The sequence below is a fragment of the Robbsia sp. KACC 23696 genome (assembly GCF_039852015.1).
GTDB lineage: Bacteria > Pseudomonadota > Gammaproteobacteria > Burkholderiales > Burkholderiaceae > Robbsia.
Map to the genome: position 1 here is coordinate 816418 of NZ_CP156626.1, position 23779 is coordinate 840196.

General features: G+C 63.0%; 19 protein-coding genes. 4 read left to right on the forward strand and 15 right to left on the reverse strand.

Features of this window, described 5'->3' with window-relative positions; genetic code table 11:
• Positions 1-3: 3 nt before the first annotated feature.
• From ABEG21_RS03270 to ABEG21_RS03280, 3 genes are all read right to left on the reverse strand, one after another.
• Entirely contained in the window at positions 4-720 is a 717-nt protein-coding gene (locus ABEG21_RS03270) for a transporter substrate-binding domain-containing protein (protein ID WP_347556602.1), read from the reverse strand.
• 257 nt (positions 721-977) lie between these two features.
• Positions 978-1400 carry an antibiotic biosynthesis monooxygenase gene (locus ABEG21_RS03275; protein ID WP_347555849.1) on the reverse strand — a complete coding sequence of 141 codons (423 nt, stop codon included), beginning with the start codon at positions 1398-1400 and terminating at the stop codon, positions 978-980.
• Between the two features lie 13 nt (positions 1401-1413).
• Positions 1414-2505 carry an alpha/beta hydrolase gene (locus ABEG21_RS03280; protein ID WP_347555850.1) on the reverse strand — a complete coding sequence of 364 codons (1092 nt, stop codon included), beginning with the start codon at positions 2503-2505 and terminating at the stop codon, positions 1414-1416.
• A gap of 267 nt (positions 2506-2772) precedes the next feature.
• Between ABEG21_RS03280 and ABEG21_RS03285 the strand changes: the two genes are divergently transcribed.
• Complete coding sequence (locus ABEG21_RS03285; RefSeq protein ID WP_347555851.1) at positions 2773-3717, forward strand: LysR family transcriptional regulator; 945 nt, start codon at positions 2773-2775, stop codon at positions 3715-3717.
• Positions 3718-3792: 75 nt separating this feature from the next.
• Here the strand turns inward: ABEG21_RS03285 and ABEG21_RS03290 are convergent, their stop codons facing one another.
• From ABEG21_RS03290 to ABEG21_RS03300, 3 genes are all read right to left on the reverse strand, one after another.
• Positions 3793-5229 (reverse strand): PLP-dependent aminotransferase family protein, encoded by a 1437-nt coding sequence (locus tag ABEG21_RS03290; protein WP_347555852.1) that lies wholly within the window; start codon positions 5227-5229, stop codon positions 3793-3795.
• 182 nt (positions 5230-5411) lie between these two features.
• Entirely contained in the window at positions 5412-7205 is a 1794-nt protein-coding gene (locus ABEG21_RS03295) for a ClcB-like voltage-gated chloride channel protein (RefSeq protein ID WP_347555853.1), read from the reverse strand.
• A 71-nt stretch (positions 7206-7276) separates the two neighbouring features.
• Positions 7277-8281 carry a DMT family transporter gene (locus ABEG21_RS03300; protein WP_347556603.1) on the reverse strand — a complete coding sequence of 335 codons (1005 nt, stop codon included), beginning with the start codon at positions 8279-8281 and terminating at the stop codon, positions 7277-7279.
• A gap of 275 nt (positions 8282-8556) precedes the next feature.
• On the opposite strand from ABEG21_RS03300, the gene ABEG21_RS03305 reads away from it, so the two are divergent.
• Both ABEG21_RS03305 and ABEG21_RS03310 read left to right on the forward strand, forming a co-directional pair.
• The gene (locus ABEG21_RS03305; RefSeq protein WP_347555854.1) at positions 8557-10092 is read left to right on the forward strand and encodes a PLP-dependent aminotransferase family protein; all 1536 of its coding nucleotides are present in this window, start codon (positions 8557-8559) and stop codon (positions 10090-10092) included.
• A gap of 285 nt (positions 10093-10377) precedes the next feature.
• Entirely contained in the window at positions 10378-11010 is a 633-nt protein-coding gene (locus tag ABEG21_RS03310; RefSeq protein WP_347555855.1) for a flavin reductase family protein, read from the forward strand.
• Between the two features lie 35 nt (positions 11011-11045).
• Here ABEG21_RS03310 and ABEG21_RS03315 read toward each other — a convergent pair whose 3' ends face one another.
• The 4 genes from ABEG21_RS03315 to ABEG21_RS03330 form a co-directional block, all read right to left on the reverse strand.
• Positions 11046-11660: an RES family NAD+ phosphorylase gene (locus tag ABEG21_RS03315; protein ID WP_347555856.1), complete on the reverse strand. Its 615-nt coding sequence runs from the start codon at positions 11658-11660 to the stop codon at positions 11046-11048.
• Positions 11657-12493 carry a hypothetical protein gene (locus tag ABEG21_RS03320; RefSeq protein WP_347555857.1) on the reverse strand — a complete coding sequence of 279 codons (837 nt, stop codon included), beginning with the start codon at positions 12491-12493 and terminating at the stop codon, positions 11657-11659. Before ABEG21_RS03320 ends, ABEG21_RS03315 begins: the two co-directional genes overlap by 4 nt.
• Positions 12494-12747: 254 nt before the next feature.
• Entirely contained in the window at positions 12748-14745 is a 1998-nt protein-coding gene (locus tag ABEG21_RS03325; protein ID WP_347555858.1) for a Cache 3/Cache 2 fusion domain-containing protein, read from the reverse strand.
• Positions 14746-15078: 333 nt separating this feature from the next.
• The gene (locus tag ABEG21_RS03330; protein WP_347555859.1) at positions 15079-16641 is read right to left on the reverse strand and encodes an MDR family MFS transporter; all 1563 of its coding nucleotides are present in this window, start codon (positions 16639-16641) and stop codon (positions 15079-15081) included.
• A 251-nt stretch (positions 16642-16892) separates the two neighbouring features.
• On the opposite strand from ABEG21_RS03330, the gene ABEG21_RS03335 reads away from it, so the two are divergent.
• Positions 16893-17405 (forward strand): acyl-CoA thioesterase, encoded by a 513-nt coding sequence (locus ABEG21_RS03335; RefSeq protein WP_347555860.1) that lies wholly within the window; start codon positions 16893-16895, stop codon positions 17403-17405.
• Positions 17406-17439: 34 nt separating this feature from the next.
• On the opposite strand, the gene ABEG21_RS03340 is transcribed toward ABEG21_RS03335, so the two are convergent.
• The 5 genes from ABEG21_RS03340 to ABEG21_RS03360 all read right to left on the reverse strand — a co-directional run bounded on the left by ABEG21_RS03340 (position 17440) and on the right by ABEG21_RS03360 (position 23709).
• Positions 17440-18960, reverse strand: coding sequence for an MFS transporter (locus tag ABEG21_RS03340; protein ID WP_347555861.1), 1521 nt, complete (start codon positions 18958-18960; stop codon positions 17440-17442).
• Between the two features lie 147 nt (positions 18961-19107).
• Positions 19108-20463 (reverse strand): NAD(P)/FAD-dependent oxidoreductase, encoded by a 1356-nt coding sequence (locus tag ABEG21_RS03345; protein ID WP_347555862.1) that lies wholly within the window; start codon positions 20461-20463, stop codon positions 19108-19110.
• Positions 20464-20553: 90 nt separating this feature from the next.
• Positions 20554-22239, reverse strand: coding sequence for an MFS transporter (locus ABEG21_RS03350; RefSeq protein WP_347556604.1), 1686 nt, complete (start codon positions 22237-22239; stop codon positions 20554-20556).
• A gap of 177 nt (positions 22240-22416) precedes the next feature.
• Complete coding sequence (locus ABEG21_RS03355; protein ID WP_347555863.1) at positions 22417-22599, reverse strand: hypothetical protein; 183 nt, start codon at positions 22597-22599, stop codon at positions 22417-22419.
• 375 nt (positions 22600-22974) lie between these two features.
• On the reverse strand, positions 22975-23709 hold the full coding sequence (locus tag ABEG21_RS03360) for an OmpW family outer membrane protein (RefSeq protein WP_347555864.1): 735 nt from the start codon (positions 23707-23709) through the stop codon (positions 22975-22977).
• Between the last annotated feature and the right edge of the window lie 70 nt (positions 23710-23779).

A 23779-nucleotide genomic window follows, 5' to 3' on the forward strand; every position in this document is an offset into this window, starting at 1 on the left:
GCGTCAGTCGTTTGCGCCGGCGACTGTCGCGCCGCTGATGTGATGCTGCGACAGAGAGGTCGCGACGAAGCCGGACGTCTTTTCGTCTTCGACGAATCGTGACAGGAAGGCCGCGGCGTCGGCGCCCTTGGCTTTCGGTACGCCCATCGCCTGCCGAATGGTCATGAAAGGCTGGGGCAACAACCGCAGTCCGCTACCTTGGCCCGCATGCGTTTCGAGCACCGTCTTGATACCGGCCACGACGTCGAGACCGTCTTGCTGGAAGGCGGGAACCGCATCACTGATCGGCAGACGCACGATGCTGGCCTTATGCAGCGCGCGCGTCAGGAACAAATCGTAGGCGCTGCCCCTGCTGACCGCCACGCGTATCCCCGCTTGATCGACCTGCGCGTTATCGGTGATCGGCGACCCTTCCCGCACCAGGTAATTGCCTTGGATCAACACGTAGGGCTTGGTGAAGTTGATGTCCTGCCCTCGCTTCGGATCCACTGCGAAGAACCCGATATCCGCTTTGCCCGTGCTGACGTTGGCCACGGACGCGGCTGCCCCCTTGACCACCACGAGTTGCAACGGAACGCCGAGACGTTGTGCGAATGCTCGCGCCAGATCCACGGAGACGCCAGTCGGTTCGCCTGTCGCGGCATCCATGTTCGCCAGAACGGCGTTGCCGATATTGATCGAGACGCGCAAGCGGCCCGTCGGCGCGAATAGCTTTGCCATGGCGGTATTCGCGCCCTCCGTGTCGGACGTCGCGGACAGCGACGCCGACTTTGACGCGGGCTCGGCCCTGTGTGTCGCGCTCGCCGATGCCTGCGCCCAAACAGAAGAAGCGAAACAGGCTGACGTCACCGCGGAGGCGGCGAGCACGACGCGTAGCGTTCGCGCCATCGATCGTTTTTCTATATTGCGCATTTCCTTTATTCCCTTAGCCGGAAAGAGCGGTCCATCGGATGCCGATGAATCGCTCGGCATGGCATTCAGCGTATCACTACGGCACTGTGCAGACGTTCGTCGAATGGGCTGCCCAACATGGGCTGAATGCGCTCCCGCATCTGCTTGACGTAGGACTGCGCGACGAACTGTTGATACGCGGCTTGCGAACGGAAAGCTTCCAGCAAGGTGAAATGATTCGTGCCGCCATCCTGTTGCAAAACGTCGATATGCCGAACGGCCGGGTCGGCGGCCGCGCGTTGCGCATACGTCGTCAAAATCGGGAGCGCCGAGCTCAGATCTTTCGGTTCGACGTCGACGTGCACGACGGCGTAGAGGGCGCCATTCGTTTTCGCATCGGCCGGCGTGGTCGCTGCGTTCGCATCGACGGTCCAGCCCGAGAAAGCCATGGCGACAGAAGCCAAAACGGGCGAGCAAACTGCAAAGAACGAGAAATAAGGCTTGGACACCGATCTTCCATCATTATTGAGACAACGTCAGTGCTGCCATACCCTTCAGCAGTGCTGCATGAAATTCCGCAGGTTCCTGCATCTGTGGTGCATGGCCGGCATCGGGGAACTCCACCAAGGTCGCGTGGGGAATCACCGCCGCTGCGTGATGCGACAGTTCCGGGTAATGGCCCAATGTCGGGCGAATCGCCGGCGGTGCAAAGTCCTTGCCGATCGCGGTCGTGTCCTTGTCGCCCACCATCAACAGCGTCGGCATCTTGAGGAAGGGCAGCTCGTAATAGACCGGTTGCGTGAGAATCATGTCGTACAGCAGCGCGGAGTCCCAGGCGACCATGGCACGTTGCGGTCCGCGATACATGCCTGCGAGCATCTGCACCGACGGTTCGTAGTCCGCGCGCCAATGACCATCGAAATACGTGTTTCGCTCGTAATTGCGAATGCTGTCGGCGCTGGTGCGCAGCTCCCGCGCATACCATTGATCGACCGACACAGGCGGCACGCCTTTTTCTTTCCAGTCTTCCAGACCGATCGGATCGACCAAGACCAATTGCTGCGTTTGCTCGGGATAGGTCAACGCATACCGAATGCCCAACATGCCGCCGGTGGAGTGCCCGACGATCGTTTCCTGCTTGATCCCAAGCGACAGCAACAAGTCGTTGGTGTTGCGCGCCAGTTGTTGGAACGTGAACTGATAGTCCTGCGGCTTGCTCGATTTACAGAATCCGATCTGATCGATGGCGATCACGCGGTATCCGGCTTTGCTCAACACGCCGATGGTCGGGCCCCACGTGGCGGCGCAATAATTTTTGCCATGGAGCAATACGGCCGTGCGGCCATTGGCTTTCTGCGGATCCGGCGCAACGTCCATATACGCCATCGACAACTGCTGTCGCTGGGATGCGAAGTGGAAGTAGGACACCGGATAGGGATAGTCGAAGCCTTGGAGTTCGGCGCCATAAACGGGGCCGTCCGCCGCGTCGCCGCGAGGGGCAACGGCGGTACCGCTACTTGGGGCTTGCGCATACACCGATGAAAGGCACGCGAGGGAGGAGAGGCAAAGCACCGCCGTGGTGACGACGGACCGGAGATGACGATCGATTTTCATAGAAGACGGTAAGGCATCGGAAAGAAGTCGGCAAAGCAGACGGAAAGCGATAGGCAGGGAAATGAAAGGCGACAGAAGCGTTGACGAAGGCCGCATCGATTATATCGAGATGACGTGTCGGTGTTCGTCGTTGCAAATCGAATAAAGCGCATCGGTCTAGGATCGCCGCGGTGGCGTCCGCCATTCGGGCCTCTATTTTGCACAGGCTATGGATTGGTTGATAATAGGTGCGTCGATTGAAGCACTTTCAACAACTATGGAAATATCGTGGAAAGCATTGCGGACATCCGTCTGTTCGTCGAAGCCGCGAACCTTGGTGGCCTCTCGGCAGCCGGTCGAAAACTAAACCTCTCGCCAGCCGCGGCCAGCGCCCGGTTGATGAGATTGGAGGCCGACCTGAATGTGCGTCTGTTCGAGCGCACCACGCGCAACTTGCGCCTGACGGAGGAGGGGCGCAGCTATCTCGAACATTGCCAGCTTGCGGTGCAGGCGCTAGACGATGGTCATGCGGCGTTGCAGGCGGGCAGAAGCGTGGTGCGGGGGCGCGTGCGCCTGTCGGCGACCTGCGATTTTGGCCGCTACGTTCTGAACGATTGGTTGAATGCGTTCAACGCGCTGTATCCGGACGTGGTGCTATCGGTCGTGCTGACCGATTCCAAGGTCAATCTGCTGCGCGACGAGATCGATCTGGCCATTCGTTTTGGTATGGCCGAGGACAGTTCCTTCGTGGCCCGTCCGTTGGCGCCGAATCGGCGTTTGTTATGTGCGTCGCCAGACTATCTGGCGGCTAACGGCACGCCGGAACACCCTGACGATCTCGATCGTTTCCATTTTATTCTGCGGGGTGCGCTCGGTTCGTCCTCGGCGGTGTGGCGTTTTGCCCGTGACGAGGAGACGCGTTTATTCACGCTGCCGATGGCGAAAACGCGCGAAACGAACGACGGCGCGCTCGCGCGGGAGTGGGCGTTGGCGGGGCATGGCTTCGTCATCAAATCCGTGTGGGACGTCAGCGCCGATATCAAGGCCGGCCGCCTGGTGGTCGCGCTGGCCGATTGGAATACGCCGCAACGTCCGGTATATGCTTTATATCCGCGCAGTCGCTATATGGCCCCCCGTATCCGGGTGCTGTTGGATTTTCTGTCGGAGCGCTTCGCCGCGGCACTCCCGGAGATGGCTGCGCTGATGCCGCCGACGGTCGGGATACTGATGTGAACGCCAAGGCACGTCGCGTTTGGCGGCCGACGTCACGTTGACGTGCGACGGCATGGCTCGAATGCGCAAGCCGCTTCAGCGACCATGCCCCGGCTCGGCGTCGGCAGCGATGACCTCGCGGAGAAAGGACCATAACGCGGGATCGTCGGACGTGGCGACGTTGAAACGGAACCATGCGGACGGTTCGTCGCCGGGCCGGAAATAGGCGCCCGGCGCGAGCCATATACCGTGGGTCAGCGCCTTTTCACTGACCCGGAGTGCCCGGTCGGCAGCAATCGGCATTTGCGCCCAGAGGAACAAGCCGGCACGGGGCATGTGCATCGGCGTCAGGCCGGCCGCCTGCAGTGCCGGAACGACGCGATCATGCGATGCTGCGAGCCGCTCTCGCAATCGCGTCACATGACGTTCGTAGTGGCCTTCCACCAGCACATTCGCCACCGCGCGTTCGGTGATCTCGGACGACGTCAATCCCACCGACATCTTCGTCAAAGCCAATTGAGAGATGACGCCCGGCGCGGCGGCGACGTAACCAACGCGCACCGCCGGCGTGATGGTCTTGGTATAGCCTGATAGATAGATCACGCGATCGAGACCTGCCATCGCGGCCAACATCGGCGCCCCGGGCGGGGCGAGTTCGCGCGAGATATCGTCTTCGATCACCCACAGTCCGTGCCGGTCCGCTGCCTGCAGCAATCGGAAAGCCGAGGACACCGTCAGCGACGTGCCGGACGGATTCTGCAGCACCGTGTTGACGAACAGCGCCTTGGGGCGATGCTGCGCGATGGCGTGTTCCAATGCGTCCATCTCGAAACCATCGACGGTGCGCGGCACGCTGGCAACGCGTACGCCGGCGAGTTTCAGGATCTGCAGCAAATTGCAATAGCCGGGGTCCTCGACGAGCACCGTATCGCCCGGCCGCAGCAGTGTGCGAACGATCAAGTCCAGGCCTTGCGTGACGCCCTGTGTCAGCAGGATCTGTCCGGCGTCCACGCGCAAGGACCAGCGCCGCAGCGTGGCGGCGATATGTTCGCGCAAGGCGGCCCACCCGAAGGGATGCCCGTAACGGCCCATCCGCGCGCCGGGCGAACGGCTGACGCGCCGTAAGGCGTGCTGCAGCCCCGCGTCGTTTACCCAGTCGCCCGGCATCCAGCCACAGCCTGCCTTGATCGGCACCTGACGATCGGCGAATACATCGGAGAGCAGCCAGGAAGCCGTCAGCACATTGTCCTGCGGTGGCGTCGGCGCGGGCTGCCAGAGGCCCTGTGCCTTGTCGACCACCTTATATCCGGCGCCTGCGCGCGCAATGATCTGACCGCTCGCGACAAGACGTTGATACGCTTCGGCGACCGTATAGGGGCTCAATGCCTGCTCTTTCGCGAAAGCGCGCACCGACGGCAGTGTCGTGCCCGCAGGCAGCACACGTTGCTCGATCATTGCGGCAATGCCATCCACTACTTGATCGACAAGGGATCCGTCCTGGCGACGGTCTCGGGAAAGGGAAAGGCGAAACATCGTGGTTGTCGTGAGATTCGCTCGCGCCGCGGGCTGGGAAACGGCTTGCCGAACACGCCGCCGGATCCGCAGGTGGAAGCGTAACACACCGATACGGCAGGGTCGGATCGCGATGGTTGTCGCGGCGAAGCGATGTATATCGAGTGCGTCGAGCGGCCGCGAACGCGTTGGCGCGCGGCGCTTCAGACCAGCGATTCGATCCGTGTCAGAAAGTCCGCTTTGGAAATCACGCCGAGGAAAGTGCGGTCGTCGGGAGAGGCCACCACGGGGAGGCGTTCGCCTTCATGACGCAGAAAGGCCTGCAAGGCGACGGCGGCACTGTCATCGGGATAGAGCACGGGGATGTGCGACGTCGCTAGCGGCTTCGCGGGCGCGTTCAGGTCCAACTTGCCTTCGTCCATCAGTCGGTTGAAGTCGCTGAGGGCGAGAAAACCGTGCAATTTATGGTCTGCATCGACCAGATAGACATATTTGACCGGCATCGCCATGAAGACGCGACGTACCGCTTCAAGAGACGCGTCGACATCGACGATCTGTTCGGTCGTTTTCATCAACTCCCGCACCCGCGTGCCGCGGGCGCGTTCATCCGCCGCGCGTTTTGCATTGATCCGCGACGTGGCCGAATACATCGGATCGGCCGTCAAAGAGCGGCTGACGAAAAAGGCGACAATCGCGCACAACATCAGCGGCAGCATGATCTGATAGCTCGACGTCATTTCGAATACCATCAGGATCGCCATCAACGGTGCCTGGGCAGTGGCGGCGAGAAACGCACCCATGCCGACGATGACGCAGGTGATCGTGTCCGGATGGATCGACGGGATCGTTACCGCCAGAATCTTTGCGCACAAGGCGCCCAGCGCCGCGCCGACGAACAGCGTCGGCGTGAACACGCCACCCACCGCGCCCGAGCCGGCTGAAATCACCGTGGCCAGCACTTTGAAGAGCAGGACGAGCGTCAACGTGGTCCAGGGCCAGGAGACATGCATCAGTTGATTGACGACGCCATAGCCGTTGCCCCACGTTTGCGGAAACCAGATCGAGATCGTTCCCACCAGAAGGCCGCCGAGTCCGAGACGGACCGGCAAGGCGACGTTGTTCGGCAAAGGGAGCGCGTTCCACGCGCTTTTACCCCAGCGCAGCGTCGCCATGAACAAGGGCGACAGGATGCCCAACACGACACCCAACAACGGAAACGCGAGGAACTGCACCGTATGTAACTCGGGCAATGCGGGCGGTGTGTACAACGGTGCGTAGCCGGGCAGCGCGCGCATCGTCACATTCGAGACGACGGCCGCCACGATCAGCGGGCCCATTCGTTCGGCGACCACGGAGCCGAGCACGATTTCCGACACGAAAAAAGCGCTGGCAAAGGGGGCACTGTAGGCAGACGTCAATCCTGCCGCGGCACCGCAGGCGACGATGGTGCGCAATCGCTCGGGTGAAATGCGTCGCGCGCGACCGACCAGCGAGGCGGCCAGCGCCGCCATCTGCACCATCGGTCCTTCCCGGCCGATCGACGCCCCTGAAACGATCGAGCACAGCGACGCGGCGGATCGGATCAGCGTCAGGCGAACGGGGAGGACGCCGTCGCCGAGCGTGATGGCTTCCATGTAGTCCGAGTGGCGCGCCTTGTCGGTGTAGCGGCGCGCGAGCATCAGCAGCAATCCGGCCATCACGCCGCCCGCGACGGGAAGGATCAGCCGGGTTTGCCAAGGCGCCAGCGCCGCGAGTATGGCCATGTCGCCGTCACGGCCGAATATCAGCCGTTCGAGTCCATCCATCGCCTCGCGAAATCCGAGTGTGGCCAGCGCTCCGGCGATTCCGGCCGGTACGGCCCACAGCAGGGCGATCTGTCCGTCGGACGGATGCAGACGTTCTGCAAGCGACAGCAGGAAGCGGGTTTGCAGTCGGGCTTTCCAACGCTGCAAAGGTGACGGCGTGGCGCGATGCGGCGGGTCGTGGCGGGACGGCAAGGTCGTGAGCGATTGAAGCCCGATGAGGGGCGGGACAGGTGCTCTCGATCATACCAGCGTGCGATGACGGATCAGCCGCGTTTGCGCGTATTTGCGCGCCGGGCCAATCCGACGCAGGCGACGACGGCGGCGCTGATGCCCAGCATTGATGGCCGGATCGACTCGCCCAGTACCATGCCTGCCAGCAGCAGGCCGACGAAGGGTTGCAGCAATTGCAGTTGCCCGACCGCGGCGATGCCGCCGATCGCCAGGCCACGGTACCAGAAGATGAAACCGATCAGCATGCTGAACAGCGAGACGTAGGCGAGGCCGAGCCAGGCGGCGAGCGGGACGGATGCGCGCCACGCGGAAAACGACGTCGCGGCGGTGCCGGCGGCGTGGTGCAGGAGTGCGGGCGGCGCGTTGGTCAGGCTCAGTGCGGCGAATGCGGTGCCGCTGCCCCAGGGGCGTCCGAGCCAGCAGGCGAGCAGCATCAACGGCAGCGCTAGCACCAATGCCCAGCAGATGACCTGCCAGCCACCGAGATCGCGCGCGAGGCGGCCGCCCTCGGCATAGGCATAACCGCAGACGACGATCGAGAGCAGCATCATCGCTTCACCGATCAAGACGGCGTGGCCGACGCCCGAGGTGGCGGCATGGGCATTCGGCGCCGGGGCGATCATCTGATAGATCGCGTAGGCGACGATGGTCGCCGCGCCGAGTACCGAATAAAGCCAAAACCAGCGCGAGGGACGCTCGGACGTCCGCAGCACGCCGAACAGCGCGGTGCTCAGGGGCAGCAAGCCGATAAAGACGAGCGCTTGCGCGGACGTGATCGCTTGCAGGGCGATTCCGGTGAAAAGCGGAAAGCCCACCACCGCGCCGAACGCAACCGCTGCCAGACCGCTCAGATGGGCCCGGCTCGGTCGTCGACTGCGGGTCAGCGTCAGCGCGGCCAGGGCGAGCAGGCCCGCGATGGACGCGCGAGAAAACGTCAGGAAGGCGGGGGAGAAGCCCGCAAGTGCCACACGCGTCGCAGGCAAGGAGCCGGAGAAGATAACCATGCCGAGCAGGCCGCTGAGCCAACCGCCAAGCATGCCGGGCGCGGTGCCCTCGGCCGATGCCGCCGATGCAGCGCGGGCGATGCCGGCAACAGCGGGCTGGGCGGGGGGCGTTGGGCGAGAGGGTGGCGCGGCGGTGGTGGAAGGCGATCGCATGGCAAAAACGGTTTGGGAGCACAGAGGGGTAGGCTGCGCCGTTGCGACTGTTCTGCCAAGACACGCACCTGTACAATCGGAAGAAACTGTACCGGTCCTCTGTGCAGTACGGTAATGGTTAAAAGCGTCAGGGAGCGGAAAAAATGGAGCGCACGATGGCGCACGGGAATCGAACGGGGTCCGCCGGGATCGCGACAAACGCATTGCCGAATTCGGACGCGGGGAGACGGGGCACGCCGGGCGGGGACGGGACGACGGAAGCGGTCGATGGCATTCATGGCGAAACAGAGGGACCCACGCTGATCGATACGGTCATCGCGTGGGTCCGTTCGCGCGTGGAGGCGCGCTTGCTGTCGCGAGGAGAGCGTTTGCCGTCGCTACGGCAGATGGCCCACATGCTCAAGGTGTCGAAGGCGACGGTGGTCACCGCGTATGACCGGATGTTGGCGCAGGATCTGATCGAATCGCGCCCGGGTGCCGGCTTCTACGTGCTCGGCCCGGCGCCGGTTCGGACGCTGCACACCGAAGCGCCGGATCTGGCGCGCGAGGTCGACCCGCTCTGGGTGACGCGACAATCTCTGGAGGCGGCCGAAAGCTCGTTGAAGCCAGGCTGCGGATGGATGCCTGCGTCGTGGATGCCGGAGGAGGCGATTCGTCGTGGTCTACGCGCGTTGTCACGCGCGCGCACCGAAACATTGAGTGAATACGGCGTGCCGCTGGGTCTGGCGGCACTCCGCCATCAGTTGAGCCAGCGGCTTGCGAAAAACGGCGTGCCGGCCGCGCCGGAGCAGATCATTCTGACGGACTCCGGCTCGCACTCATTGGATCTTCTGTGTCGTTATCTCATTGGACCGGGCGACACCGTGCTCGTCGACGATCCATGCTACTTCAACTTCCAGGCGCTGCTGCGGGTACATCGCGTACGGGTGCTCGGCGTGCCGATGACGGCCGACGGTCCGGATCTGGAGGTGTTCACGCGTCTTGTCGCACAGGAGCGTCCGCGTCTGTACCTGACGAATTCGGCAATGCACAATCCCACCGGCGCGATCCTCACGCCGGTGCGTGCGCATCAGGTGCTGAACGCGGCCCATGCGCATGGCGTCACGATCGTCGAGGACGATATCTTCGGCGACTTGGAGCATCGCGCGGCGCCCCGATACGCGGCTTTCGATGCATTGCAGCAGGTGATCGTCCTGGGGAGTTTTTCGAAAACGCTGTCGAGCGCGGCACGCTGCGGCTATATCGCGATTCGGGCGGACCTAGTGGACGCCTTGGTCGATTTGAAACTGGCGACGACGTTCGGAAATGGCGGTGTGTCCTCTGCGCTGGTGGCGCAATTGCTGCAAGATGGCACCTACCGCCGCTACCTGGATAGCCTGCGTGGCAGACTGGCCGATGCGATGGGGGAGACGCTCCGCCGGCTCGAACGCGCCGGCCTGACGCCGTGGTTGCGGCCAGAGGCGGGGATGTTTGTCTGGGCACGCCTGCCGGAAGGTCTCGATGCCGCACAGGTGGCGCGGCGGGCCTTGGATCGCGACATCGTGCTGGCGCCGGGCGATGTCTTCAGCGTCGGCCGACGATCGCCGGACTATATGCGTTTCAATGTCTCGCAATCGTTACATCCGGCGGTGTACGACGGTCTGCGCGCCGCGATCGATGACGTCGCGGCCCGAACCGCACACAGTCGCTGAACTACGCTTCGGCCGATGCAAGCCGCTTATGCGTTACGGTATGACCGGAAAACCGGAAAATGCGCGTCGCCGCCGCTGCCGCCGCTGCCGCCGCTGTCGCAGTCGTCGCTGCGGTGCATTGCGATCTCTGCGTGCACGCGGGATTGTTTGCCGGCGCGCACGTTCTTTGCGGTTGGTCTACGATGCGGTACAGACCGTTGATGGAAGCCGGCCGAGCGCGCAATCATCCGATACCGCCGGACGGTTCGTTATCAGATTGCCTTTTCTGCTTATAGGAACCAGACCATGCCGCACGCTGCAAACGCCGACGACGTCCATTTCTACCATCCCGACGAAGGCCATGGGTTGGCGCACGATCCCTTCAAGGCGATCGTGGCGCCGCGGGTGATCGGCTGGATCTCGACGCAAGACAAGGCCGGCAACGTCAACTTGGCGCCATATAGTTTCTTTGGCGCCTTCGCCAGTTTTCCGCATGTCATTGGGTTTTCCAGTGAGGGGCGCAAGGACAGCTTGCGCAATATCGAAGAGACCGGCGAGTTCGTCTGGAGCCTGACCAGCGCGGAACTGGCCAAGCAGATGAACCAGAGCGCAGCGCCGGTGGCGCATGGCGTCGACGAATTCGATCTGGCCGGACTGGCGAAGGGCAGCGGCCGCAACGTGTCGGTACCGCACGTCGCGGACGCGCCGGCGTCGCTCGAATGCAAGCTACTGCAGATCGTCCGACTCAAGGGCTTGGATGGCAAGGACTTGGATAACTGGTTGGTCCTGGGCCAGGTGGTCGGCGTGCATATCCGCAAGACCTTCCTGAAGGATGGCCTGTTCGATACCGTCGCCGCCAACCCGGTCATGCGGGCCGGTTATCGCGGCGACTATCTGGGCATCGGCGAGCTGTTCGAGATGATCCGTCCGTCGGCGTAAGCGGAAGCGGAGGCACGCCTGCGGGGAAGATACATTCAGATCGGAACGACGTTGTATCGGCGCATGATCGCCTGGGCCTCGAACGATTGCGCGGGGTCGATGCTTCGTGTGTTCGATACCGTCAGCCCTTTGTCCTGCATCGCTCTGTCGAACAATGCGATGCAGAACTGATCGGACTTGAATCGCGAGCGATACCGCAGTCCGTCGACTGTGGGATTCGCATGCATGTGAAGCAGCGCCGCCCATGTCCGGGTACGGAAATAACTGTCGTCCGTGATGTTGGAGGCGGAGTCGCCGAGATCGATCAATGGCTCGTCCGCGAATTGCGCGAGATGCAAAGGTTTCCGGCAAGCGATGTCGCAGGTCCAGCGCGCCTGCATTTTCCCCAGCGGAATCGTAATGGCCGTTCCTGCCGCGCGGATCATATTGTGGCGAACCACCGTTTCCATCCAGCAAGTCGGCAGATCCATGCCAAGGTAAAGCACGCCGAAAGGCGCAGATCCGGGCGGGCAATCGTAGCGGTTGTTGCCTTCGACACTGGGTTTCAGCGGATCCTGCCCCGCCCAATAAACGCGGTGAAGCAGTTCGCGCGTGACTGTTTGCGTTGCAACGACAAACGCGGCGTCGAGCATGGGCATCGGGCCATTCATATGCCTTTCCCTTCGCTCAGATCCGCATGCAGGGCCTTTTTCACAACGGCCAATAACGATGTCTCGTCAGGCAGTGTCAGATAGCGTCGAAGGTCTTCCCGAAGCGCCCGCCGCGCGAGCGGAAGATGCTCCGTCGACAACAGGCATTCAAACGGGCGGAGTCCATTGAGGCTACCGTTCGGCGCAGCAAAGAACGCATACACGGCCCAGTCGTCCGCCGTTTCCGCTGTCGCGAGCCAGTCTGCGGTGGTGGCGCCCGCAATCTGCGCATCGAGTGCCCAAGCCGGAATCCGATATTCGCCATCGACGGGGTTTTTCAAGGCGAACAGTTTCTTCTCGCGGATCCGCTTCCGGATGGCCGCTTCCTTGACGCCGCACAGCGCGCTGGCCTGCAACACGGTCTTGAATTCGCTGGATTGGAGCAGTGCGGTCTTCGTGCGCAGCCCGCTTTCCAGCAATGCCTGCCAGCCCTGATCGATCGATGGATTCTCACCCTCGGCTTCACACTTGTCGGCGAGCGTCACCGCGATGTGCTGAATGAGCTGACCGGCTGTGCGCTTCTCCGAAGGACGCTGCTGTATTTCCTTTACGGACTCGATGGTTTTTTCGAAAACGGCCTTCATGAACGCGAGTTGCGTCGGGAGGGCGTCATAGTGGAGTTCGCATCCTTGAAGCTGGACCGCGACCCGCTGATTGTCTGGATCGAACATACCGTTTTCCGTTTCCGAAGAGACTGAGCAATGCAGCGACAGCGCTACATATTTCTCAGTATCGGCGGTTTTAAACGACACGATAACCCTGTCCAAATGGCCAGCCCGCTCGATGTCGGACACATGCCACCGGAGCGCCTCTTTTCCGACGGACTGCGGAAATGACTGAGGCGGACGCGCTTCCCCCAGTTGTCCGGGCGTATCGGCCAGCGTCGATGCGTGCGTTGATGCCATGCTTCCCTCCTATAACCTCGCTACCCCTCACCACCTCGAAGGTTACGCTAGTTACGCAAGTTACACAAGTTGCGACCACACCGCCCGCCCTCATTCCCGGCCCGCTTCTAGCCGATTCCCGCCGCTTCCCGCGGATTCGCGGCTTAGATGACGAACACGCTGACTGCCTGATTCAGTTGTTCCGCCCGTTGTCGCAATTCCCCAGCTTCATGCGCGGCATCCTCGACGCGTGCGGCATTCTGCTGCGTGGCCTCGCCGATTTGCAAAACCGCCTGGTTCACCTGCTCGATCCCGCCGCGCTGTTCGCGCGAGGCGATATTCACATCGCCGATGATGGTGCCGACTTGCCGGACCTGGGCAACGATCGATGCCATTGTGTCGTGGGCGCTCGCGGCTTCGCCAGCGCCTTCGGCGGCGCGCTTCACGGACTCGTCGACCAGCGTTTCGATATCCTTGACGGCAGCCGCGCTGCGCTGCGCGAGTGCGCGAACCTCACCGGCGACGACGGCAAACCCCTTGCCATGCTCGCCCGCGCGCGCGGCTTCCACGGCTGCATTCAACGCGAGGATATTGGTCTGAAACGCGATGCCTTCGATCAATGTCGTGATATCGCCGATGCGCTTCGACGAGGCCGCCACGCCCGCCATGGTCGTTGCCAGCCGTTGCACCGCCTCGCCGCCCGCCTGCGCCGCGGAAATGGCATCCGTGACCTTGGCTTCGGCCTGCGCGGTATGTTCGGCGTTTTGCTGCACGATCGACGTCATCTGCTCCATGCTGGCGGCGGTTTCCTCGACGCTGGCGGCCTGTTCCGTGACCCGTTCGGCGATGTCATGGCTGGTGGCCGCGATCCGATCCGTCCGTGCGCTGATATCGCCGGCTGCCGCGCGAACATCACGGACGATGCGGGCGAGCCCCGCGCCCGTACCATCGATGGACCGCAGTAACGCACCGATATCGTCCTCGCGCGTGCTACCCAGGCGCACCGTCAGGTCGCCCGCGGCGATACGACTGGCGGCGGCGCTGGCCTGCGCCAGCGGCGTTCCGATCATCCGGCGGACGATCAGTAACAAGACGACGGCGAACACGATCACCGCGATCAGGCCGGCCAACAGGAAACGGTTGCGGATCGAATGAGCCTGGGCGAGCAGATCGTCTTCGTAAGCAATGCCGCCGATGAGCCAGCCCCATTGCGGCAAGGTCCGGTAGACGATGACCTTACGCCCGTCGTGCACGTGCGGGTCGCGAAACGGCAGCGCCGTGCTGTCGGTTGCATCGAAGACCAGACGACCGGTGCCGTTGTCGAGCATCGCCTGGAAGGGTGCGATGCGCGCATCCGCGGGCTTGCCGACGACGCCATCGCCCGGATGGACCAGCAGCGCGCCACGACCGGGGCCTTTCGAGGCATCCAACACGAAGAAATAGCCTTTGCCACTGATCGGCGTGTCCGCGATCGACTGTTGCAGTGCCGCGACTTCCGCTTCGATATCGACACCGACGAACAATGCGCCGATCACGCGTCCGGTGCCATCCGCGATGGGTTGGTATTTCGTGATGTAGTGCTTCCCGAACAACATCGCAATGCCCGAGAAAGGTCGATTTGCGACGATCAACGGATAGGCGGGGCTGCTGCGATCGAGCAGCGTGCCAACCGCGCGCGCGCCGGTTTGCGTTTTCAGCGACGTCGTGACCCGCACGAAGTCGTCGCCGTGCCGGGCGAACACGGTGGCCAGGGCACCGCTGCGCGACGTGAACTGATCCGGTATATCGAAGTTCATGTCGAGGACCGTGTCGCCGGCCCGAATCGTCGGCGCTGCGACGCCGCCGATATCGATCGTTTGGGCTTCGTCGAGTGCGAAGGTACGCGGCATGAAACTTTGGAATAAGGACATCGACCGGCCGACCTCGGCATTGACGGCCTTGTCGTACAACGACACCATGGTTTCGATGCCGTGATTGTCGTGGTCTATCTGATCGAGCGCCTCATCGCGCATCGCATTGCCTGTGATCTGCGTCATGGCAATCGTGAAGGTAGCGATCAGGATCGCTGCGACTACAGCCGCCAGGATCGAGAATCGCGTACCGACATTCAGGCGCCGCGGCGCACGGAACGCGGGCGCGGAGGGGGAAATAACATTGGACATGCGGACGGACTTTTCGGATGGAGAAGCGTGTCGCCAACGATGGCATTCGCGTGTTTAACGGAATCGCCATCACTCACAGTTCGCCCATTTCCGGTAAGAATGGGCGCGAACCGACGCACCAGTTTATCGTTGTTCTTATTTAAACGTTTGTATGATTTTGGCGGCACGTGATGCGCACTGCAAAGATGCTTACCGTGCGCCGATTCTACGCGATTGGCGATCGATCAACGGCTGCGCCGGTGTTTCGCGGTATTTTTGTCACACCGCGCCGGCAGGGCCGTGCGACGAAGCGGGTCGACGGCCCTGTCCGGCGACGTCGCTCCCGTACGGGTCTTAAACCGTCGATCGGCGGCTCAATCGGAAAACCAGTAAAAAGGCAACGAACATCAACACGCCGCCTGTCACCAGACTGGCGCCGATCGCGCCGCGGTAGGCGTCGGCCAGGGTGTGTTGTTGGGCGACCGGAAGCGCGCGCATGGCACTGATGCCGCGTTCGAGCAGCGTGTGGATATCGACGTCGAGGTGCATGGACGCGAGGCGCTGATTCAGCACGAACGCCATCACACCGCCCGACAGTGCCGTGCCCAGTGACCCGCCGAGTGAACGGATGAAGGACATCGATGCCGTGGCGGCGCCCAGCGCGTCGCGTGGCACGGTGTTTTGCACGACTACCGTGGCATTCGGCATGCCGATGCCCATGCCGGTACCGAGCACGGCCATCACGATCAGAAATGCCGGGATCGGTGCGTCCCAATGCGCGCAGATCGCGAGCAGGGCCAGCCCGAGAAATTCGAGAAAGACACCCAGCGCGAGCAGCTGCGTGAAGCGCTTCGTACGCGAGGAAATGCGGCCGCCCACGACGGAGCTGATCATCATCGCGATCACCTGCGGCAACATCATCATGCCCGACTCGGCCGGCGATTGTCCCTGGACCAGTTGGTAGTAGAGCGGCATGAAGACCAACGATCCCATCATCGCGAAGGCCATGACGCCGGATGCGGTGACACTGACCGCATACGGTGGCAGCCGGAACAACGACAGATCGAGAATCGGTTCGGCGGCGCGGCGCTCCACGGCCAGCAGCATGCCGAACGCGGCGAAGGCGAGGGCGGCAAGGCCGATCTGAGACAGCAGCGCATGCGACGATACATCCCCGCTGCCGGTCGTGGCATCGTGTACCGCGCCACCACTGTTCAGCAACAGCAACAAAGCGGCGGTGCCGATGCTCAACAAGGCGGCGCCGGCATAGTCGATCTGGTGATGGCCGCCGCGTAAGCCCTTCGGCAAGGCAATGAGTACTAATGCCAGCGAGACGACACCGATCGGCAGGTTGATCAGGAACACCCAGCGCCACGACGCGTGCGATGTGATCAGGCCGCCCAGCAAGGGGCCGGTCACGCTGCTTACCGCAAAGGCACCGGTGAAGAGGCCCTGGTAACGGCCGCGTTCGGCCGGGGTGACGATGCTGCCGATCACGGTCTGCGCCAGCGTCATCAGGCCGCCCGCCCCCAGTCCTTGCAGACCGCGGAACAAAATCAACTGCGTCATCGTGTGGGCGGACCCGCATAACAAAGACGCCAGCAGAAAGACGACGATGCTGATGGCGAAGAGCGGCCTGCGTCCGTACATATCGGACAGCTTGCCGTAGAGCGGGGCGCTGATGGTGGAGGTCAGCATGAAGGCCGTCACCACCCAGGTCATATGGACCAGTCCGCCCAGATCGCTGGCGATCACCGGCAACGCGGTAGAAACGATACTCTGGTCCAGAGCGGCCAGGATCATCGCCAACATCAAGCCGGCGAAGATGACCTTGCGCCGGCCGGGTGCGACTAAAGGGACATCGGACTGGGGGGGCGAGGCGGTTGTGTTGGATGACAGGGTGCGGGAATTCGGCAAAACAAAGCTCCGCAAGTAGAGGGCAAAACGCGGCGGCTGGCGGCGCACGAAAGAAGCATATCGATGCTATCTATCGATGGTATCGTTTTATATCGTTGAAAGCCGAGGTAAGGAATCGCTTGTTGCGCGCGGTCCGACGCACGTATCAGAGGTATGATGACATGCCTGCGCGGGCGGGTCCTTCCGCGTCTGCCGGCATGCGGCAGCACGCATGCATCGCGATATTCTCCTCTCTACGAAAGCAAAACACGATGAACGAGGCCAGTCACCAATTGTCGATGACGGTGTTGATGACACCCGATATGGCGAACTTCTCCGGCAATGTGCACGGCGGCGCCGTCTTGAAATTACTCGACGGCGTTGCCTACGCCTGCGCCAGCCGATATGCGGGGCGCTACGTCGTGACGCTGTCGGTCGATCAGGTGGTGTTCCGGCAGCCGATCTACGTTGGCGAGCTTGTGCATTTCCTGGCGGCGGTGAACTATACCGGGCGCAGTTCAATGGAAATCGGGATCAAGGTGGTCACCGAAAATATTCGCAACCAGGTCGTCCGACACACCAATAGCTGCTATTTCACGATGGTGGCCGTCGATGACGAAGGCCGCTCGGTAGAGGTGCCGGTGCTGCAGCCCGCGACCAAGGAAGAGCAGGAGCGCTTCCGCAAGGCGCAACTCCGGCGGCAACTCCGGAAGGAAATGGAAGACCGTTATCAGTCGATCCGCGCTTCGGGCTTCGATTCCGTCGGCGACACGCAGGACATCTAGCCGAAACCGATCGCGCGACGGGCCGAGCGCCCGCTCATTGCGTAACGAGGCGCCGTCTTGCGCGGACGATAGCGGCGGCACTCCCGACTGTCGTCACGGTGAACACGGCGGTTGCCGTCGAGATGCCGAACCAGTCCGACAACAGGCCGAAGGCGAGAATCGGCAGCGTGCAAGCCACATAGCCGATCACATAAAACAGCGAGACCACGGCGGCGCGCGAGCGCTCGGGGGCGGCATGATTGACGACGCCGGCCGAGCCGACGAAGGCCGCACCGTATCCCACTCCCAGCAATACCATCGCGCCGGCAAAGAGCATCGGCGCCTTCAGCCAGGCTGCCGTTGCGCACACGGCCAGCATCGCCGCGACGAGGGCGACACCGCCGATGATCGCGACCTGCGCCGGCATCCGCCGCGCGGCCAATTGCGTACTGCCGGTCACCAGTTGAAACAAGCTGAGCAATAGCGCGATCGACGCGGGATCGTGGATCTGCATCAGCGTGTCGGCCAGCGAAGGCGTCAGTGTCATGACGAAGGTCCCCGCGCACCACACCAAGCCCAGGGCCGCGGAGGAAATCAGGAAAGGGGCGCTAGACATCGCACGCCATTGGGCCGGTCCCGCCGCTGCCGCGGACTGTGCATCGCTTTGCGCTGAAGCGGCCGATGCCGTCGACGGAACATCGTCCCGCTTGGGACTGGCCAGGTCCGCCTCCGACTCAGATTCCGCGTCCGCGGGCTCGACAACGGAGACACCGGCCACGGCCGCTGCTGCAGCGGCCGTGGCGAGCGGTGCGGTGGCGCCCTGACTCAGCGCGGATTCGAAGGCCTCGGCGACGGTATCGACGCCGGCGCCGCTCGCCAGCGGCGCGAACGCCGAGGGAATCGATGCCTCGGTGGCCGACGCGGGCGGGAGGACCACGCGGGTTTCGGTGTCCGTTTCCTGTGGTGCCAGGTCGAGCACCGTTTCCCGAGCCGGCCAGTAAACACGCGTCAGCGCGAATGCGGTCGCGACGCCGGACAGCGCGATCAGCAGGAACGACAGCCGTGTCGGAATCACCCCGATCCATAACGCGCCCGCATCCAGTAAGGGGCCCAAGGCACAGCCGAAGGTGATGGCACTGGTCCCGAACAAGGACGCGCGCTTGCGCAATTCCGCCGGCGCCAACTCGACGACGGCGGCGCTGGCGGAGCCGGTGAGCGCCCCCACGCCAAGGCCCGAGACGATGCGCCCGGCGACGAGCCACCAGATCGATTGCGCAGCGGCCATCGATACCGCCCCGATACAGACGCAGATCAATGCGGGAACGAGGATCACGCGACGGTCTGCAAGGCGGTCCGACAAGCGGCCCGTGGTGAGCAGCGTCAGCAGGACACCGGCCGAGTGGACCGCATAGATCACTGTCAGCATCGTGCCGTCGAAGCCCATCTGCAGTTGCAACTGATGGTAGAGCGGAGAGGGCGCGGTGCTGTTGGCCGAGGCGATGACCAGGGCGAGCACGGCAAGCAGCAGGGCTTTGGGGGAAGCGTCGGGACGAGTCGAACGCGAGAACGAAACCACAATAGAGCCGCGACAGGCGCGAAAAAAGAGGAACGGCATGGCCCGGGCAACGCGCGGTCGGCCGATTCGGCGGCCGGATCGACACCCTTCGATGTCGTCTCGCCCGCTAAACCGGATCGCCTGCTTGCCAGGCCGTCGGCTGCGTGATCAGTGCAATTTGATCCGGGGCGTGGACGATTTACGCAAGCGCTGCGCGAGGGCGTCGAGCAGCGCATGCATCGGGCCGGTCAATGCCATCACGTGTTTTCGGTAAAGGGACACATACATCAGTCGCGCGAGAAAGCCCTCGATGAACAGGCTCTTACCGCTGACGCCTCCCATCAGGCTGCCCACCGCGGTCCAATGTCCGAGCGAAATCAGCGAGCCCAGATCGCGATAGCCGTATTCCGGCAGCGTCTCGCCGCGCATATGCATAGGCAGCGCCTTCGCAAGGAAAGACGCTTGCTGACTCGCGGCCTGCGCACGCGGCGGCACCATCCGTCCGGTTTCAGGCCAGGGGCAGGCCGCGCAATCGCCGAAGGCGAAAATGCTCGGATCGTCCTTCGATTGCAGCGTCTGATGCACTTCGATCTGATTCGAGCGCGTCACGGTCAGTCCGGACAAGCCGGCCAATACGGCGGGCCCCTTGATGCCGGCGGCCCAGACGGTCAGGTCCGTGGGAATGTATTGGCCGCCCTTCGTCTGGACGACATTCTCTTCCACTTTCGCAACCACGTCGCCGGTGAGGATGGCGACCCCCAGCTCGCTGAGCTGTTGGGCTGTTGCCGTGGCGACGCGCTCCGAGAGCGCGGGCAAGATACGCGCATTGCCTTCGATGAGCGTAATCGTCACGTCCTGCCAAGGATCCAGCTTATGCACACCGAAATCGCGCAGCTCGCTCGCGGTAGTGCGGAGTTCCGCGGCTAATTCGACGCCCGTCGCACCGCCGCCGATGATCGCCACGCGCACCAACGGTCGCGCATTATGCTGCGCCTTGGCCGGTGCGCGAACGAGGGCACTGATCAGCAGGCGCCGGAACCGCTCGGCTTGCGCGACCGTGTCGAGGGCCAGCGCGTGTTGTTCGGCGCCTTCGACATTGAAAAAGTTCGTCGTGCTGCCGATCGCCAGCACTAGCGTGTCGTAACGCAAGGTCCGTTCGGGCAGCAACGCCACGTCTTCGCCGCTGTCGCTGAACACCAGCGGTGCCAGCGTGATCGTCTTGGCTTCCCGATCCAGCGCCACGAAATCGCCCTGCTCGAATTGGAAGTGGTTCCAGTGCGCCTGTGCGGCGTACTGCACCTGATGGATATAAGGATCCATGCTTCCGGCCGCGACCTCGTGCAGCATCGGCTTCCAAATATGCGTGGCGTTGCGGTCCACCAGCGTGATGTGTGCCGTCCCGTGCTTGCCCAGCTTGCGGCCGAGTTGCGTGGCCAATTCGAGGCCGCCCGCACCTCCGCCGACAATCACGATCCGATGGCTGGTTTGCGTCTGCATCTTGGGTGGCACCTTGCGGATGATCATGCCGCACGGCTCGCGTCGGCATGAGGAAGAGAGGGAAGCGTTATTGTAACGACTGAGGGCGCCGACTGTCGGCCCCACCCTGGTATTGGATCAACTTTTGTGCCGATCGCCGCCGCCGGGCTGCGCTTCGGTGGCGGGCACGGCAGCCGTATCGATCGGCGACGCGGCGCCTGGAGACGGCGCCGGCGCAGCGCCCTCGACGTCGTCGCGCACAGGCGCATGCGCCTCGGCGCTGCCGGTCGGAGTCGAGACCACGACCGCGACTGGCTTGGCGTGCAGCGGGATATGCATCAGCTTGCGCGTCATCATCACGGCGATGAAGGCGGCGGCCGCGGTCAGCAGCATGCCCATGTGTACCGAGCCGACCAACACGTCCCGGCTGGTCGCGATGACGGTACGGCCCGCCACGCCGATCTCGCGCAAGGCATCCAGCATCTGCTGCTGCGCGGCCGGATCGACCAGCAGTTGCGGATCGCGAAAGCGTGCCGCGAGCGGCTCCGGCAGCGGTTTATCGAGGGTGGCTGCAAGGCGTCGGCCTACACCACTTTCATAGCTATGCGTGACCAGCACGCCGATGAGCGTGGTTCCCATCATGCCGCCGATCATCCGTGACGACTGCATCAAAGCGGTGGCGATGCCGAAGCGGGCCTTGCCGGCGATGTTCTGCGAAAAGATGTTGAGATTGTTCAGCGTGAAACCGAGGCCCAGTCCCGCGCACATGACGGATACCACGAGGAACCAGTGCGGCGTATAGGATTGCGTGACCATGACGCCCATCGCCGAGGCCAGCATCAACGAGAATCCGACCGTCAGCGTCAATACCGGCCGCTTGAGCCGGATCACGATCGACGTGTTGATCACGCTGCCCACCGCGATGAACGCCGCCTGGGGCGTGGCCAGCAGGCCGGCCAGCTGCGGCGACAGGCCGAAGCCTCCTTGCAGCAGCAACGGCGTAAAGAACAGCAGCGAAAACATCACGAAGCCCGCGAGGACGGACATGATGAACAACCGCACCAGTTCGCCGTTTCGGAACAGGTCGAGCGGGATCATCGGGTGCGTGGCGCGCCGCTCGCACCACAGCAGGCCGGCCACGCTGGCGACCACGATGGCCACGAGCCAGAGGTTGTAGGCCGTCAGCCCTTCCCGCGGAATGGCTTCCACCGACATTTGCAGCGCCGCCAGCGCCACGGTGATCAACACCGCTCCGCCGATATCGAGTTTCACTTTGCCGGTATGGGCGTGACGAACCTTCGGCAGGAATCGGATGATACAAAAGAGGCTTGCCACGCCGACCGGCAGGTTCACCAGGAAGGTCGAGCGCCAGCCGTATTGCTCGGTCAGGAAACCGCCCAGCGAGGGGCCGGCCGCGGTGCCGATGCCATATGCCGCCGCCATCACCACCTGCCAGCGCACGCGTGCCCGGGCATCGGGAAACAGGTCGGGAATCGACGCGAACGCAGTGGCCACCATCATGCCGCCGCCGATGCCCTGCAGCGCCCGTGCCAGCACCAGGAACAGCATATTCGTCGCTAGGCCGCACAAGATGGACGCGACGGTAAAGACGATGACTGCCGCCACGACAAACGGTTTGCGTCCGAAGAAATCGCCGATGCGGCCGAAGATCGGCACCGTCGCGATCGACGCCAGCAAATACGCATTGGCGATCCAGGCGTAGTACTCGAAGCCTTTCAACTCGGAAACGATCGACGGGAGGGCAGTACTGACGACAGTCTGGTCGAGCGCAACCAGCATGTTGACGAGACCGATACCGATCATCGCAAACAAAGCTTGCTGGAAGCGCAGCGCGGACGGCGATGCGGATTGAGACATGGACGGGGCCGAACGGGCCGGCGGTAGGAAATCGGGTGAATCGAGGATACGGCCAGGCGGACCGGCGTCGGATGCGCGGCGGGACGTGGAGACTCGCCGCGCTTTATTGCGGTTCGCTGGAGCTCAGCGCAGCACCATGGCCACCGGTGCCGTGTCGGCCGCGGCGGCAAGGCGGGTCTCGAGCAGGCTGACCAGCGTTTTCGCTTCATCCTGCGTGACGTCGACCCAGTAAGGGTCGCCAGCCATGTCGTTCAGACGATTTTGGGAAAATTGCAGCGTGAGCAGCGTGTCGGCGTTTTGGGACATGTTCAGCAGGGTATGACGGGAAAACAGGGAGGAGTGGGACGGTCGGGCCGACCCGCGCGAAGGCTATATTGTGCCCCCGTTCGACGATGCTGCGCCGATTTCCCTGAAGTGAGGCGTGATGGGCGCCCTCGCAATCGAAGCGTCGGCTAAATACAACGGCCTCGATTTCGACGCTTTTTAAGATTGTGGCAGCAACGTTTCTCCCCGGCATGCCCTCGCATCGGGCAGCGCGGCGTACCGTGCCGGCGATCAGACGGAACAGGATCGAATCGTCCTGTTCTGCAATGCGGCGCGCTCATTGCAAGCGCGCCGGGAGGCGTGCCCGACCAGTTTGTCCTTTCGTCGGACGCGCTTCGGTGGTGTGCCGGTAGGCGTTTAGAACGTGTACCCGACCGACAGGAAGGTCACGATCGGGTCGATCTTCAGTCGCGTCTTGCTGGTGACCGTGCCGACGGCGGACTGCGTTGTCAACGTCGCATTGGTGCTCAGGAACAGATACGACACCGATGCGCCGATCGACCAGTGCTTGTTGATGTTATAGGTCAGCCCGGCGTTCAGTACCGGTGCGAAAGAGCTGCTCAGGTCGGCGTTGGTCTTGCCGACTAACAAGGGACTCCGGGCCGCCAGGAAGGCACCATTGGACATCTGCTGCGACAACTTCACATTTGAGTACCACACATACGACACCCCGGCGCCCAGGTAGGGGCGGAATTTTGCCTCGGGCTTAAAGAAATTGTATTTGACCAGCAAGGTCGGACTCCACTCGTTCGCGGTCCCGAGTTTGCCCAGTGGCGAGAGATTGCCTTCGCCATACAAGCGCATCTTCGGCGGATAGCCGAATACGCCTTCGACTGAGATATGGTCGGTGATGAAATAGCCTAGCGTGAGGCCTGCGGTATCGGCATTGCTGATCGTCGCGCCGGTATTGGGGACGGTCGCCGTCTGACCGAGCGCGCTGACGGAGAGCGGCCGGCTCGAATCCTGCGGCGCCAGATGGAACCATCCTGCGTTGATCGTAAAACTGCCGGCCGATTGCGCCGATGCCGTGGTGCTTACAGCACAGGCGCATGCTGACAGGGTCGCGAACGCGCACGCTTGGCGGATTTTCATTGCTGTCTCCTTGGACCTCGAGCCGCGGGCAGGGCTGCCCTCTTATTGAGTTGTGGCTGCAAGCGATAAT